This window comes from Roseimaritima sediminicola, from assembly GCF_009618275.1.
Classification (GTDB): Bacteria; Planctomycetota; Planctomycetia; order Pirellulales; family Pirellulaceae; genus Roseimaritima; species Roseimaritima sediminicola.
In genome coordinates this window covers 1-15,546 of the sequence record NZ_WIAD01000024.1, presented here as the reverse complement: position 1 = coordinate 15,546, position 15,546 = coordinate 1, and the positions used below count along the sequence as shown (strand labels likewise).

The following is a 15,546-nucleotide window of genomic DNA, read 5'->3' as shown; positions in this document are numbered from 1 at the left end:
CAGATAGTAGCTCGGCTGTCCCAGCCGAGACAGAACAGATGCGACGGCTCGGAGAGCCGTGCTACTCTCACAGGCTGGAAGCCTATGCCACTTGATGCAACGGAGGACGAACCAAGAACCATGTGGTTGAACAAGTCGAAGCTACCGCTGCACAACTCCCGTCCCTGGCGGGTACTCCTACCGTTGGCGTTGGTGCTGGGTCTCGCTGGCCTGCGTTCGGCGCCGGCCGCCGATGTGCGTGCTTCGCTGTCCGATACTGAGGCCTACGTCGGCTCGCCGCTGGTGCTGCGGATTGTGATCCAGGACGCTCAGGACTACGAGGCGCCGGAGTTGCCGGAGATGGAAGACTGCACGATTCGCTCGGCCGGACCTCCCTCGCAGAGTCGTCGGGTGATGGTGATCAACGGCCGCCGCAGCGAAGACATTCAGGTGACGCTGAACTACCTGGTCACGCCACATCGCGAAGGTACGTTTCGCATCCCGCCGCTTGAGGTGGAGGTGGCCGGACGCACGGTTTCCACTCAGGCGTTGGAGTTTACGGCGTCGGAATCAGATTTGTTGTTCGTGGAAATTCAAGGCCGCAAGGATCGTGTGTACGTCGGCCAGCCGCTGGACCTGACGCTGCAGATCTGGCTGAAACCGTATCGCGATGACGAGCACCGTGTCGTGTTGTCCGAAGCCGACATGTGGCAGCGGATTTCGCGTCAATCTTCCTGGGGTGGCTTTTCCGACCGGCTCCGCGAGATGGCTCAGCGCAACGCCCGGCCGGGCGGTCGAATGGTTCGCCGCACCAACGCGCAAGGGCAAAGCGAAGAGTACTACCTGTACGAGATCGACGGCACCATCTATCCGACTCACCCCGGTCAGATCGATGTGGACGACGTCGAGATCGTGGTGCAGTATCCCACACAGCTCCGCCGCAGTCGTTCACCGTTCTCGGACATCTTCGACGATCCTTTTTTCTCCGGCAGCTCTCGGGGCACGCCGTTTGGAGACCGACTGGCGATTGCCGAAACGCGGTTGTTGGTCGGCAAGGCTACGGTCGACGCGACGCGCGTGCTGCCGGTCCCCAGCGAGGGGCGTCCGGAGCACTATCGCGGTGCGGTCGGCCGGTACCAAATCGCGGTGAAAGCCAGTCCCAAAGACGTCGCGGCGGGCGAACCGATCACGCTGGACATCGGGATCAGCGGCACCGGGCCGATGGACCGCATCCAGGCTCCGCCGCTGGGACAGTTGCGGGATTTGACCGCCGACTTTAAGGTCGCCGACGAATCCTTGGCGGGATTTGTGCAGGACGAAACCAAATTGTTCAGCACGACGATCCGTCCGCGTCGGGCCGGCATCACCAGGATTCCGCCGATCCCGTTCAGCTACTTCGATCCCGATGACGAACAGTTTCACACCGTTCACAGTTCGCCGATCTCGATCATCGTCAGCGAAGCCGAATCGTTGGCTCTGGACGCCATCGTGGGCACGCCCGCGGCTCCGAGCGGCGAGAGTCAAGCCGACGAGGCGACGGCGCCGGCCACGCCGTGGGCCGGCATCCACGACCCGGCGTTATTGCTGCGAAGCGATTCGCCTTATCGATTGAGTACGCTGTGGTGGTGGCTGGCGATCCTGCCGCCGCTGGCCTGGCTGGTCGTCTGGACGCTCTCGCGCCGCGAACACGTCGGTCGTTGGCTGCCACGGCTGCGCAGCGAAAAACAACGCTGCGTGGCGAACCTGCGGCGAGCGGACCGGCCCTCGGAACTGGCCGCGGCGCTTCGTCAGAGCATCGCCACGCGGACGCGAACCGCCTGCCCCGACGATGCCCACGCCGTCGGGGCATTGCGAGCGGCCGGACTGTACCCGGTCGCCGCGGAGGTGGAATCGTTTCTTCAGCGTCTGCAGCGGCGTCAGCCGGCAAGCGCCTTCCGGATTGCCGAGGATCGCAGCAGCGACGCGTCGCCGCCTGCGCCGGCAATCCAAGACGACGACGTCCGCCGAGCCGCGGAGCTCGCGGAGACGCTGGACCAGGCCTTTGCCCAGCGACGGCGTTTCCGCCGAGGGCTGGCCGAGGGTCGTTCCGCCGCCCAGTCGTCCATCTGGCGGCCTTGGCGGCGTTCGCTGGGCGTCGTCCTGATCGCGGTGGCCGGGCTGACCAGCGGAACCGGTCAGGCAGCGCAGACAAAGGCCGTAGCTCCGGCCGCCCAACTGCAAAAAACACAGCAGCAAACGATCCTCGATGAAGCGACCGCGGCGTATCAGCGAGGCCAGCAGACCCGGGAGGCCTCGCCGGCGGAAGCACAGCAAGCGTTCGAAACGGCCGCCCGCAAGTATCAGCTATTGGTCGACAGCGGTCTCCAAAACGCCCCGCTGTACGGCAACCTGGGCAATGCCTACCTGCAATCCGGCCAGCTGGGTCGAGCGATCGCCAGTTACCATCGAGCCCTGCGATTTGCACCGGACGACCGTAGCCTGCTGGAGCGGCTGCGACACGCCGAGTCGCGCGTGAACGCCGGCCCGGATACCAGCGGCCAGGCCGACTCGGGCGCCTGGTCGTGGAATTCGCTCGCCGCGACCTCGCGAACGTTCAACCGCACCGTGCTCAGCTGGATTGGCATCGGCACAATGGTCACGGTTCTGGCTACCGCCTCTTTTCTGTTCTGGGGACTGATGATCTGGCGAGCGCTGAACTCACAGGTCCCCATTTGGCCGTGGGCGTTCGCGCCGGCGATCGTACTGGCCGCATCGCTGCTGAGCCTGAGCTTGCTGGCGAGTGACCTGGAACGTTCCGCCCGCGGCGTGTTTGTTGTGGACGCCGCGACGTTGCACAGCGGCGACGGCGAATCGTTTCAAGCGGTACAAACCGTCCCGCGAGCCGATGGAAGACCGCTGCGAATCCTGGGACAGCGGGGCGACTGGCAACACGTCCGGCTGCCCGGCGGCACCGAAGGCTGGGTTCCTGCCGCAAATATCGAACACTGGTAAGCCGACGACCGCGATGCTTCGCCCCCGTTCCCGAAGCGCCGCCTCCATTTTCGAGCTATGTTTGCGGTGTGGCCGGCATTTCGTTTTGCCGCCGTTGGAAACATGGTTCGACTGGTGTTGGGTATCGCGATGTACGGCAACCACGACGAGTATCACGTCCCCGATCCGGCTCGGTTTCCTATCACCGTGCTGTCCCTGGGCCTGTTTCTGCCGCCGATCGGCTACTTCGCCTACCAGGGCGATTACGTCTTGAGCGTCGCGCTAGGTGTGGTGGCCGTGCTGGCGATCAGCGGATTCCGTTTGGGTTTGCTGCGGATCGTAGGCTCGCTGGCGGGCATGACCCTCGCAGTCCTGTACGCCCCGCAGTTGGGTCAGACCTACGCGCCGCACTTTCACACGTGGCTGGGCACGACGGGCCTGACCAATCGGTTTATCGCCATCGCTGCGATCGGATTGCTGATCACCTCGGTCACCGCGCTGCTGTTCGTCGTGCTCTCTCGCCGCCTGTTCGAGCTGCGTCCCCGGGCCGATGCACTGAACCGCTGGACCGGTTACGTGGTGGGTGCGGGCCAAGGCGTGCTGGCGATGTGGCTGCTGATAGGCGGCGTACTGTTGCTCGACCGGCCCCACGCGCCGCAATCGGCGGACAGACAACCTCCTGCGTCCAAGGACGCTCCGGTGCATCGCGTTGATCAGTGGGTCGATGCAGCGAAACAACAGATCGAAACCAGCCAGTTGGGCAATCTGGTGGCTGACAACAATCCTTTTGAACGCGTGCCCGCCCTGTCCCAATTTCAAACCTGGCAACGCACCGCGCTGACGCTGAAAGACCCAGCCGCGATCGACGGGTTGTTAAGACATCCGGACGTCGTTCGGTTGCAGCAGAACACAGCCGTGCGGGCCGCGATCGCGGAGCTTCAACAGGACGAACAGATCCGCGAGATTTTGGACAGCGACCGACCGCTGGACCCTCACCGCGCGATCCAGCTGCTGAATCACCAAAAGGTCATGCAGTTGGTCGATCAGCCGGAGTTTCTCGAAACCGTGCAGCGGGTGATCCGGTCCGAGGGCCTTGAGTAGCTCGGCTGTCTCAACCGAGATGCAGCACGGTTCGGAGCGTCCTGCCGCGTCGTTACACGGAAATGGACCTGGCTGGAAAATCTTCCAGCAACTCGCTCAGACGCTCCATCGGCAACCCCACGACGTTGGTCTCGCTGCCTTCGGCGACGTGCAACCAATCGACCCCGTCCTGATAGCCGAACGCGCCGGCCTTGCCTTCCCATAGCTGCGTGTCGAGATACTCCTGCAGCTGGTCGTCGCTGACGGGGTCCATGGTCAATTGGGTATGGCTGACGTCGACCAGCGAGCGGTTGCGGGCGGTATCCCAAAGGCAGATGCCGGTATAGACGCTGTGCAGTCGTCCGCGCAGCAGCCGCAGCATCTCTTCGGCATGCGCTCGGTCTTCGGGTTTTCCCAGGATGCGTCCGTGACAGGCGGCCACGGTATCGGCGGCAAGAATCATCGTGTTTTCACAGCGGGGCGCGACGTCGAGCGCTTTGCGGTAGGCCAGCCGCGCAACCATCTCCGGCGGCGTTTCCCGGCTGCAGATCCCGCACTCCACCTCCGCGGCGGCCGGACGAACCGTGAACTCGTAACCGGCACAGCGCAGCAACAGAGCGCGTCGCGGCGAACCGCTGGCCAACACCAACGGCAACCCGCCGGGAATCTCGGTCCGCGGCAGGTTATCGAACAGGGGCGACAGCTCGTGGTTCAAACCCAGATCCCTCCTCCACCGCCGGTCGTCGGTCCCGGTGGCGGCGGATCACCAGGCGGCGGATCACCGGGCGGCGGATCACCGGGCGGCGGATCATTCGGCCCGTCTTCGCCATGACTCCCCGGCGACTCGTCCGGACCTTCGTCGCGGTCCTGCCCGCCGGCACCACCTGCGTTGCCGGCACCCGATTCGTTACCGCCGGGGCCCTCGGGCGACGCGTCACCAGGCGGGTTTGCCGGCGTCTCGGGCGCGGGCAACGTGCCGGCGTCCGGTGCCGCTGCGGCTCCGCCACCCTGTTGCCGCTGCTGTAGCTGCATGGCCGCATTCTGCAGCGAATCCAGCAGGCGGGGCACCTGTCCGGCCGCCAGATAGATACGTGCCGAGACGGCGGATTGGGGGAAGAAGCTGGTCAGGAAATCCAGGCTGAATTCGTTGGCCCCGTGACCGATCATGACGCCGTTGGAGTACACGCCGCTGAGAATCTCGTCGGGCAGTTTCAGGTCGTCGTAAATCTCTTGTGGCGAAGGACGACGTCCCTCGGCCGGGGGCGTCTGGGGCGTGGGAGCGGGACCGAAACGTTCTTGGTACAGGTTCAGATTGGTTCGCAGGGCGGTGATGAACTGCGGCAAAACATTATGCGGCAGCACGACTCGCGCGGCGACGCGATGGGGCCGTCCGATGGTCTGCAGAAAATCCAACACGAACTCGCTGGGCCCAGTCATCACGATCGCACCGGTGCTGAACGTGCCCTCGGCCACGTGCTCCGGTATGCGAGCTCGCAGAGCTTGTGACTGGGGTTGTCCCTGCGGCGCCGGATGGGGACTGTCTGGCTCGCTCATGGTCTTCCTGGAAACGACGGTGCGAAGGTTTTAAAGTTTGAAGGCTTGAAGGCTTGAAGGCTTTAGCGTTCTGAGGTTTGGCGGTCGAATTGTAGAGTCTAACGCGCGAGCCGCTGGCCATGCAGGCGTGACCGGCCATGCAGGCGTGACCGGCAATCCAGGCGTGACCGGACGGTCGCGTTCCGGAGGCCGAGACGAAAAAAAACCTCTTCGATCCCAAGGGGAACCGAAGAGGCTGGATGTTTGCTCTGCCGAAGCATCAGCTGCGGATCAGGACTCTTTTTCGTCCTTGGCTGCTTCGTCGCCGTCGTCCGCTTCAGCGGTGGCGGTGGCCGTTTCGGTTTCCGCTTCGCTGGCGGTTTCCGAGCCGTCGTCGGCGGCCGGCGAATCGTCGCTGCTGTCGTCATCGAAAGCCGGTCGTTGGCTGGTCGATGAAGCGTTGTAGTCGGCGGCGACCAGTTCCAACATGGCTCGCTGTCCGGCGTCGCCCAGACGCGGTTTGGCCAAGCGGATCACGCGGGTGTAGCCACCGGGACGATCGACGTAGCGCTCTGCCACGGTATCGAACAGGACGTTGACCGCTTCCTTGTCGCCCAGCAGCTGCAGGCAACGGCGGCGCGCGTTAACGACCGGTGCCCGAGCGGCGGCCCATTTGCGCCAGTCGTCGCTTTTTCGCCACTGCTTGTATTCGTCCGAACCGCGTTCGGCATCCGTCGCGTACTGCTCGGCTTCTTCGGCCGCAGCCAGCGATTTTTTGGCGATCGTAATGCACTTTTCGACCAACGGACGCACTTCCTTGGCCTTGGGCAAGGTCGTGATGATCCGCCCCTTGACGGCCGGAGCATTGTCGTCGAACTCGGCATCCCGTTCGGTCAAGAACAGGGCGCTGGCCATGTTTTTAAACAATGCCTTGCGGTGGCTCGGGCTACGGCCCAGCACTCGACCTCGTCGTCGGTGACGCATGTCAGGAACTCTTTATCGGTAATGGATCGAATTGAACGGTGAATGGTCCACAACTGGCAGGACCATGGGAAGGGGTCAGGCGCCCGCGGCTTAGGGCATCGAGCCGCTGCTGTTGGGAACCCGCATGCCCAGGTGCAAACCGTATTGAGCCAGTTTCTCGCGAACTTCGTTCAGCGTGGTTTCGCCGAAGTTGCGGACTTCTAACAGTTGATCTTCGTTGCGTTGGACCAGATCGCGAACCGTCTGGACGTCCTCGGACTCCAAGCAGTTGTTGGCGCGGACCGACAGTTTCAGGTCGGCCAGCGTCATGTTCAACTTGGCTTCCAACTGGGCTTCCGCCGAACCGGCACCGCCACGGCTGGCCGAGAACACGCTCGGGCCGACTTCGCGGTACTGGACGAAGGGGTTGAGGTGTTTGCGAAGGATCTTGGCTCCTTCGACCAACGCCATCTCGGGATTGATCGAGCCGTCGGTGAACAGCTCCAGGGTCAATTTGTCGTAGTTGGTCTTCTGACCAACACGCGTTTCTTCGACCTCGTAGCGAACCCGCGTGATGGGGCTGTAGACGGCATCGATCGGGATGATCCCGATTTCGTGGTCGCCCGTGCTGTGCTCGGTGGCCGGCACGTAGCCGCGGCCATTCTCGACGACCATTTCCATCATGAACGGAACGTCGTCGGTCAGGGTCGCCAGGACGTGGTTCTTGTTGATGACTTCGACATCGGCATCGACCTGCACGTCGGCTCCGGTGATCACGCCCGCCTTGTCGGCTTCGACCGTGATCACGCGAGTCGCTTCGCTGTTGTTCTTGACGACCAGACTCTTGACGTTCAGCACGATGTCGGTGACATCTTCGAGGACGCCCGGAATGGTCGTGAACTCGTGCTGGGCGCCGCGGATCTTGATCTGCGTCACGGCGCTGCCCATCAAACTGGACAGCAGCACCCGACGCAGGCTGTTGCCGACGCTGGTACCAAAGCCGCGTTCAAACGGTTCGGCGACGAACTTGCCGTAGGTTTCGGTCAGCGAATCGACGTCGACTTCGACCGTACTGGGCAACTCCATGCCACGCCATCGGATATGCATGGTCGTTCAAACCTGTTGTATTGAGATTGGTAGAGGGTCGCAGCGAAACCGTTGACGCCACGAAGGACACAGAACGAACCTTAGACGCGCCGTTTCTTGCGCGGTCGGCAGCCGTTGTGTGGGATCGGGGTGACTTCCTCGATCAATTTGACGTTCAACCCAGCGGCCTGCAGCGAGGTGATCGCACTCTCGCGGCCCGAACCGGGTCCTTTGACGCGAACGTCGACGTCCTTCATGCCAAACTTCAGCGCTTTCTCGGCGGCTTGCTGGGCGGCGCACTGACCGGCAAAGGGCGTGCTCTTGCGACTGCCCTTGAAGCCGCACGTCCCCGCACTGGCCCAGCACAACGTATCGCCCTTGGGGTCGGTGATCGTCACCGAGGTGTTGTTGAACGTCGCGTGAATGTGGGCCACGCCGGCGACCACGTTGCGGCGCACGCGCTTCTTTTTGTTTGTCTTTGCCACCTAACAGGCTCTCCGATACATATTCTGGTATGAGGTAATCTGCGGTTTAACGCAAATCCTTGACGCCCTTCTTCCCGGCAACCGTCTTGCGGGGACCCTTGCGGGTGCGGGCATTGGTTTTCGTGCGTTGACCTCGAACGGGCAGCCCCAAACGGTGCCGCACGCCGCGGTAAGATTTGATTTCCCGCAGCCGAGAGATGTTCTGCGTCGTCTGACGTCGCAGCGGTCCTTCCACGGTATAGTCGCGTTCCAACAAGGCCGCCAAACGACTGACCTCGTCCTCGCCCAAATCACGAGCCGGACGCTTGGGATCAATGCCCAGTTTCTCGCAAGCTTCGCGAGCCGTATGCAGGCCGACGCCGTACAGGTAGGTCAGCGAGTACTGGATTTGCTTGTCGTTGGGAATATCGACGCCCATCAAACGGGGCATATCGCAGGCTCCAAAAGGGTTCCTTCGTTCCGACCATAGCCACGTGCTGTTTGAAAACAGGGGGGTGCCCCCGCGTCGCGATGCCCGCGAATCGATTGCGATTGCGGAGAAATCAACGAGGAACCGCAACGCGGTCGCACCCACTTTCTCAGACAGCGGCTAGAACGGTAGCACCTGCCACCGCGTGGTCGCCTGATCAAGAGCGAAGAATATAGTGGTCGGTCCCCAAATTGCTCAATGGGGACGCTCCCAAAAAAACGTAAAATTTTTTTCTTTTTGGTCCCAAACGTCATTTTCGCCGCCAAATCTGGAATTCGGTGGGCACGCTGTCCCGGGCAGAGGGCGGAAACGACTGTACAAACGTCTTGCGGAACGACTCGAGAAACCGCTCGAGGTCCAAAACCGTGTCGCCGCCGACCTCCGACCAGACGCGGGTCAGATAAATCGTCTCGCAGGCCGGCAACATCAGCCGGTAGATCTCCGCGCCACCGACGACGAACGATTCGGGCTGGGCCCGGCAATGTTCCAGCGCCTGCTGCGGCGACGCGGTGACCACCCCGTCGGCCCGCCAGCTTGGATTCCGCGTGACGACAATCGTCTCCCGTCCGGGCAGGGGGCGACCGATCGAATCGTAGGTCTTGCGGCCCATCACGATCGGACACCCCATCGTCAGCTGTTTGAAGCGCCGCAGGTCGCTGGACAGTCGCCAGGGCATGTCGCCGTCGCGACCGATCACACCGGTGGCCGTCGCCGCCACGATCGCCGCGATGCCCATCAGACAGCCACCGGGGCTTTGATGTGCGGATGGGGGTCGTAACCGGTCAAGCGAAAGTCTTCGTACTGGAAATCGAAGACGCTGCTGCGATCGTTCTCCAGCACCATCTCAGGCAGCGGCCGCGGCTCCCGCTCCAGCTGCAACCGGGCCTGCTCGATGTGGTTGCTGTAAAGATGGACATCCCCAAAGGTGTGCACGAATTCCCCCGGTGCCAACCCGGTCGCCTGAGCCATCATCATCGTCAGCAGGGCATAGCTGGCGATATTAAAGGGGACCCCCAAAAAGACGTCCGCACTGCGCTGATACAGTTGACAGCTCAGCCGGCCATCGGCCACGTAGAACTGGAACAAACAGTGACACGGCGGCAATGCCATGCGGTCGATCTCGGCGACGTTCCAGGCGGAAACGATCAATCGCCGCGAATCGGGATTGGTGCGGATCGCGTGCTGAACCGCTGTGATCTGGTCGATCGTTTCGCCGCCGGGGGCCGGCCAGGACCGCCACTGCTTGCCGTACACCGGCCCCAGCTCGCCGTCGGCATCGGCCCATTCGTCCCAGATCCGCACGCCCTTTTCATTCAGCCAGGCGATGTTTGTTTCCCCACGCAGGAACCACAGCAGTTCGTAGATGATCGAACGCAGATGCAATTTCTTGGTCGTCAGCAGCGGAAAACCGCGGCTGAGGTCGAAACGCATCTGCCGCCCAAACAGACTTCGCGTCCCGGTGCCCGTGCGGTCGCTACGCACGCTGCCCTCTTCGAGTATCTCACGCAACAGGCTCAGATAATTCTGCATCGAACGGTCTGGGGGGTTTTCGAACATCTGTGACATAGGCTTCTAGCCTGTGAAGCCTGATGCCGTCGGGAGGGACAGCCGGGGTACTGTTTTTACAGGCTGGAAGCCTATGCCACTGGGTTCACAGGCTGGAAGCCTATGCCACTGTTTTCACAGGCTGGAAGCCTATGCCACTGTTTTCACAGGCTGGAAGCCTATGCCACTGTTTTCACAGGCTGGAAGCCTATGCCACTGGAAGCCTATGCCACTGTTGCGTCCAGCGTCCAGTGGCGGTCGCTGGTCACGGTGATCGCGGCGGTGTCGACCCCCAGCCGGCCGGCCATCTCCCGCACCTCCTCCAGCGAGAGGGCGGCATGCAGCGACTGCCGCAGCAGCTGCTGGGCCGACTCCGGTTCGCCGGCCGCGTGCTGCTGGACCAACTGCTCGACCTGTTCGGCCGACTCCGGCCGCAGCAGATCTCGGTGAAAAATCCTGCCGCCCGGACGCACCAGTCGCAACGACAGCTCCAGCACCACCCGAGGCTCGGGCAAGTGATGCAGAATCGAATTGCTGATCACCGTGTCGAACATTTGGTCGGCAAACTCGTCCATCTGCTTGGCGTCGGCGTGCTCCAGTTGCACCCGGTCCAGCACCCCGGCGACATCGATATTAACCTTGGCACGCTCGAGCATGCTGATCGCCGCGTCGGTGGCCATCACGCGCACGTCCGGCAACCGCTTGCACAACTCGATCGGGATCCGGGCCGTGCCGGCGCCGATGTCGAGGATATCGGGTCCCACCTCGCCGCCGGCGATCAGATCGTCGACAAAGCGACGGTTCACCTCGGCGTGATCCATCGCGTCGTACAGCGCGGTGTCCTGGTCGTCGTCGGTATATTCAGGTTCGAGAGTCCGTGTCAGCATGCTCGCCGGCCAATCCGCGGGGAACGATCGAAAGGGAAACGCGATACCGCGCTTGCCGCCCATGATTTATTTGCCGCCCATGATTTAAACGCCCGTCGCCGCTGGCCGAAACCCCCGAGGCAACGCGTCCCGACGGTTTTCATCCGTCATGCAGCGGCGGATCGGTCGCGCGTGAGGCTCCTGGCACTTTGGCCCACAGCAACAGCAGGATCGTCACGGCCAGGTAGCCTGCCGCATATTCATAGACCAATCCGCGATGCTCGGCCGGCAGGACCATGCCGGCCCAGGCCTGGGGACCAAAGGGCAGGGCGACGCTGTTGGTGGTTGCCGGCGAGTGGATCACGCCAAACAGGGTGAACACACCGGTTACGGCGAACACGGCGGCGGCCAGCAGCAACCGCCGGTCGATCACCGCGACCAACGCCCACGCCCATAGCAGGCTGGTCAGAATAAAGCTGTTCGACAACATCCGCATCGTCAGCAGATCTCGCTGGACATCGGCAGCCACCTGGTCGGCCGCCACGGCGGGCATCATCCGGCCGGGCATGTGCAGGGCCAAAAAGGCCAGGGCCGGCAGGCAGGCCAGGGCGACGGCCGGATAGTGCCGGCGGGGCGTGGCGAGAAAACTTTGCGACGAGATCTCCAGCCCGATGAACACCAGAATCGGATACACCGCCGGCGCCGGAATCCAGCGGTACAGCACACCGAAGTAACCCACCAACCCGGCCGAACCGATCACCAAGGCGGTTGCCAGTGTATAGGCCGCCCGCCCGCCCATGGCTTTATAGGCCGGGTGTCCGATGTAGGGCGTCGTCTGGATCACACCTCCGCTCAACCCAGCCAACAGCGTCGCCACAGCTTCGACGCCGATGACCGTACGCGTGTCATACTGATCGCCCCCCGCCGCAGCGCTCTCGGTACAGTCGATCCCGCCGACGACGGTCACCAACGCAAAGGGCAGGGCGACCGGCAAGTAGGGCAGGGCATCGCCGATCCGGGCCGTCCAGGCGAACGTCCACGCGTCCAGCCATCCAGAGGGCATCCACGTGGTTTCCACCGCCTCGTGCGGGGCATAGCCCGGCATCTGCAGCGTCACCATCACGTAGTACATCGTTCCGGCCACGACCAGGGCGCCGACCGTGCCGGGCAGTCGCAACGGCAAACGGATCCGACCGATCAGCGACGTCAACACGATCGCCAACGCGATCAATCCGGGAACGGGAAACCGAAAGATCTCCATCAACGGCATGAAACTGATCAACACCAGAGCGATCGCGGCCAACGACCCCAGCAAGGCCGCGCGCGGAACCCAGCGCCGCACGCGTTCGCTCAGCGGAGCACAGATCAATTTGAACAGGCCGCACGCCACCACACAGACGATCCCGATATGCCAGGTGTACACGGCCGCCTCGGCAACCGGCATCTGCAACCGCCCCGTGGCGTCCTGAAACGCCGGCGCGAGCACAAAGTAAACCATCCCGAAGGTGCTGGGCGTATCGAGTCCCAGAGGCATGGCCGTGACGTCGTCGCGGCCGGTGCGGCGAGCCAACCGCAGGGCGACATAGAAGAACGCCAAATCCCCCAGCAGCACGCCCAACGCCGTGCCCGGCACCATCGTTTCGACCACGAACGCCGCGGGCATACCAAAGGCGGCCAGCAGGCTGACCATCAAAATCAATCCGGCCACGTTGTCCAGCATCAAGCCAAAGAATGCGTTGATATCGCCGGAACGCGCCCACCGGTACCGGGGCGCGGTGGTCACAGGTGAATCGTTCACGAGAGCCTTTGTATTTGTATCGGTGGCGGTGGCGGGGGCGGGGGCGGGGGCGGGGGCGGGAGCGAACACCGCTGGGGCAGCATGCCCTCCGGACAACATGGACAAGCGCCGCGGTCGACGCCGACGATTCTAACGCAGCCGATGCGGCGAAAGTAGCTCGGCTGTCCCAGCCGAGGCGGAGCCGGAACACGACTCGGAGTGTCGTGCTACGCTTCAGAAAAATCCCGAGAATGCTCGCAATTGTCCAATCCTGACCTAGTCTTGAGGAACGTTGCTAGGAAGAGGAACGTTGCAAGGAAACAGCTCGAACCATTCTGGACTGGGAGGAATGCAGATGAAGAAGTTGATGAACCTGAGTTTGACGACAGACAAGAACGTGTTGGGGCGCCGCGCGGTGGTCGCCCTGGCCGCCACGATGCTCTTCGCCGGTTCGGTCTTGGCGATCGAGGAACTGGCCCCGCCGACAAACGCCGTGGCCGATGCCGCCGCCCTCGGCGAGGCCGCCCTCGACGACGTCGTTCTCGACGACGTCGTTCTCGCTCCGGGCGAGAGGATCGTCGACGGCCCCCACGCCCCGGCGGCTCCCCCGGTTTCGCCCTACGACGTGGTGCCCTACGAGGCGGATCCGGCCGTCAGAGCCTACTCCGGCGGGGCGCCCTCGGCCGATGTTTCGGCGTACGCCCCGGCCTTTGCCCAGCCGTACTCCAGCGGCGCACCGCACCCGCACCACGCTCACGCGCCTGCCGCCCCGGCCTGCTGCGAGCCGCCCAAGATCCGCTACTGGAACCATCCGCTGTTGGCCGCCGCGGTGTGCCCCTGCGACTGCACCGAGACGATCGAAACGTATCTGAGCGTGCCCTGTCAGTGTTGCCCGGTGATGGTCAAGGTGTGCGTACCGGCGTGCTGTGTGGCAGCGCCGCAGTGCGAGACGGGCCGCGACCTGCTGGGCCGCAAGACGTACGAGTACTGCTGGCCCTGTGGTTACCGAGTGAAAGTGGTCGACCGTCACACCGGCACGTTGGTCGTGCACACGTTCAACCCCTGATTGCGATCGCGTACGCTCTCGATCGCGTACGCTCTCGATCGAACACGCTCCTGATTTTACCGCTGCCCGGGTTGCGAGTCCGCTCGCAACCCGGGCTGTGTGTTTGGGCGGCGGTCGAACTGGGCGTTTTATCGCTGCGGAGTTATCGCTGCCGAGGCGGCGGGATCGCCCCGAGCGACAAAAGGGTGGCCATGCCCGGTAGCAGGCGGGGTTGATGGCGGGATAAGATTTCGTATCTCCCCGGCTTGTCAGTCGGCCGAGGATGGCGAACACTTACGCTTGAAACCACTTAATTGATGACCCGCCCGAGGAATGTCTGATGAACGACGGGGTGCTGCGGAACAGCCATTCATACCAGTCTTATCAACGCCAACGTCAAATGACGCTGGGCGATTTGCTGCTGGAAAACCGAATCGTCTTTTTGCAAGGCGAGATCCACGTAGGCAACGCCAATGAATTGGTGATGAAGCTGTTGTATTTGCAGAGCGAGAACCGCCGCAAAGACATCCACTTCTACATCAATTCGCCCGGCGGCAGTGTGACTGCAACGCTGGCGATCTACGACACGATGAAGATGCTGTCCTGTCCGGTCGCGACCTACTGCGTCGGCGAGGCGGCCAGCGGTGCGGCGGTTCTGTTGGCCGGCGGCACCAAGGGCAAACGTTACTGCTTGCCGCACAGCCGCGTGATGGTCCATCAACCGATGGGCGGCGTGGGCGGTCAGGTCAGCGACATCGAGATCCAAGCTGCCGAGATCTTCCGCTACCGCGATGTGCTCAACGGGATCCTTTCCGAAGCCACCGGCCAGCCGGTCGAGCGGATCGCCAAGGACACCGAGCGAGACTTTTTCCTGCCGGCCGAGAAAGCCAAGGAGTACGGTTTGGTCGACGACATCCTGCATCGACCGCCGGGACAAACCGACGACGATGCGGACATCTAGACCCGATCCATTTTCGGTTCTTCCCGTTTGTCGGCTCTCGGCGCTCTCACCGGCGGGTCGGCTGAAGTCTCTAGCAATACAAAATCGCACCACAAGGGTTCCTGAATATGGCTCCGATTCCCTACGTTATCGAGAAGAGCGGTCGCGAAGAGCGGACCTACGATATCTACAGCCGCTTGCTGAAGGATCGCATCATCTTCCTCGGCCAACAGGTCAACGACGATATCGCCAATGCGCTGGTCGCCCAGATGCTGTTCCTGCAGTCGGATGACCCCAAGAGCGACATCCACCTGTACATCAACAGCCCCGGCGGCAGCATCAGCGCGGGCCTGGCGATCTACGACACCATGCAGTTCGTCTCCTGCGACGTGGCCACCTACTGCATCGGGCAAGCCGCTTCGATGGGCGCGGTCCTGTTGACCGCTGGCACCAAAGGCAAACGCTACTCCCTGCCCAACGCCCGGATCATGATCCACCAACCCCTGGCCGGCATGCAGGGTACCGCCCACGAGATCCAGATCCATGTCGAGGAGCTGCGGCGCGTGAAGCGCAAGATGAACGACATCATGATCAAGCACACGGGCCATTCCTTGGAGAAGATCGAAGAGGATACCGATCGCGACCGCTTCATGTCCGCCGAAGAATCCCGCGAGTACGGCCTGATCGACAAAGTCGTCAGCTCGATCAACGAACAGGCGTAAGCGCCTAGGCCACTGGTAGCTGAAGTCGCCAGACTTTGGGAGAAGTGGCGTTTGTGGCATAGGCTTCCAGCCTGTGGTGTCCGCCG

15 protein-coding genes are annotated in these 15,546 nt (G+C 62.9%); 5 read left to right on the top strand and 10 right to left on the bottom strand.

All coding sequences use genetic code 11. From position 1 onward, the window contains the following. Positions 1-84: 84 nt before the first annotated feature. Together GE027_RS12810 and GE027_RS12805 are read left to right on the top strand one after the other, a co-directional pair. Complete coding sequence (locus GE027_RS12810) at positions 85-2,970, top strand: BatD family protein (protein ID WP_162006710.1); 2,886 nt, start codon at positions 85-87, stop codon at positions 2,968-2,970. A gap of 102 nt (positions 2,971-3,072) precedes the next feature. Further along, entirely contained in the window at positions 3,073-4,050 is a 978-nt protein-coding gene (locus GE027_RS12805; protein ID WP_162006709.1) for a CvpA family protein, read from the top strand. Positions 4,051-4,102: 52 nt separating this feature from the next. Here the strand turns inward: GE027_RS12805 and GE027_RS12800 are convergent, their stop codons facing one another. The 10 genes from GE027_RS12800 to GE027_RS12755 form a co-directional block, all read right to left on the bottom strand. Beyond that, positions 4,103-4,744 carry a Maf family protein gene (locus GE027_RS12800; protein ID WP_153557595.1) on the bottom strand — a complete coding sequence of 214 codons (642 nt, stop codon included), beginning with the start codon at positions 4,742-4,744 and terminating at the stop codon, positions 4,103-4,105. Further along, positions 4,741-5,583 carry a DUF3467 domain-containing protein gene (locus tag GE027_RS12795; protein ID WP_153557594.1) on the bottom strand — a complete coding sequence of 281 codons (843 nt, stop codon included), beginning with the start codon at positions 5,581-5,583 and terminating at the stop codon, positions 4,741-4,743. Before GE027_RS12795 ends, GE027_RS12800 begins: the two co-directional genes overlap by 4 nt. Before the next feature lie 270 nt (positions 5,584-5,853). Then, positions 5,854-6,546, bottom strand: a complete 693-nt coding sequence (locus tag GE027_RS12790; protein WP_153557593.1) for a bL17 family ribosomal protein — start codon at positions 6,544-6,546, stop codon at positions 5,854-5,856. Between the two features lie 90 nt (positions 6,547-6,636). Then, positions 6,637-7,632 carry a DNA-directed RNA polymerase subunit alpha gene (locus tag GE027_RS12785; RefSeq protein WP_153557592.1) on the bottom strand — a complete coding sequence of 332 codons (996 nt, stop codon included), beginning with the start codon at positions 7,630-7,632 and terminating at the stop codon, positions 6,637-6,639. Positions 7,633-7,712: 80 nt separating this feature from the next. After that, on the bottom strand, positions 7,713-8,096 hold the full coding sequence (gene rpsK, locus GE027_RS12780; RefSeq protein WP_153557591.1) for a 30S ribosomal protein S11: 384 nt from the start codon (positions 8,094-8,096) through the stop codon (positions 7,713-7,715). Positions 8,097-8,142: 46 nt separating this feature from the next. Next, positions 8,143-8,514: a 30S ribosomal protein S13 gene (rpsM, locus tag GE027_RS12775; protein WP_153557651.1), complete on the bottom strand. Its 372-nt coding sequence runs from the start codon at positions 8,512-8,514 to the stop codon at positions 8,143-8,145. 301 nt (positions 8,515-8,815) lie between these two features. Beyond that, entirely contained in the window at positions 8,816-9,301 is a 486-nt protein-coding gene (locus GE027_RS12770; protein WP_153557590.1) for a dihydrofolate reductase, read from the bottom strand. Then, entirely contained in the window at positions 9,301-10,095 is a 795-nt protein-coding gene (locus GE027_RS12765; RefSeq protein ID WP_153557650.1) for a thymidylate synthase, read from the bottom strand. The genes GE027_RS12770 and GE027_RS12765 overlap by 1 nt, the downstream gene beginning before the upstream one ends. Before the next feature lie 239 nt (positions 10,096-10,334). Next, complete coding sequence (locus tag GE027_RS12760; protein ID WP_162006708.1) at positions 10,335-10,997, bottom strand: class I SAM-dependent methyltransferase; 663 nt, start codon at positions 10,995-10,997, stop codon at positions 10,335-10,337. 139 nt (positions 10,998-11,136) lie between these two features. Then, on the bottom strand, positions 11,137-12,774 hold the full coding sequence (locus GE027_RS12755) for a permease (RefSeq protein WP_390621595.1): 1,638 nt from the start codon (positions 12,772-12,774) through the stop codon (positions 11,137-11,139). Positions 12,775-13,108: 334 nt separating this feature from the next. On the opposite strand from GE027_RS12755, the gene GE027_RS12750 reads away from it, so the two are divergent. From GE027_RS12750 to clpP, 3 genes are all read left to right on the top strand, one after another. Next, the gene (locus GE027_RS12750; RefSeq protein WP_153557588.1) at positions 13,109-13,819 is read left to right on the top strand and encodes a hypothetical protein; all 711 of its coding nucleotides are present in this window, start codon (positions 13,109-13,111) and stop codon (positions 13,817-13,819) included. 319 nt (positions 13,820-14,138) lie between these two features. After that, complete coding sequence (locus GE027_RS12745; protein WP_202617402.1) at positions 14,139-14,759, top strand: ClpP family protease; 621 nt, start codon at positions 14,139-14,141, stop codon at positions 14,757-14,759. A gap of 107 nt (positions 14,760-14,866) precedes the next feature. Further along, a complete protein-coding gene (gene clpP / locus GE027_RS12740; RefSeq protein ID WP_153557586.1) occupies positions 14,867-15,460 on the top strand; it encodes an ATP-dependent Clp endopeptidase proteolytic subunit ClpP in 594 nt (197 codons plus the stop codon). The last annotated feature ends 86 nt before the right edge of the window (positions 15,461-15,546 follow it).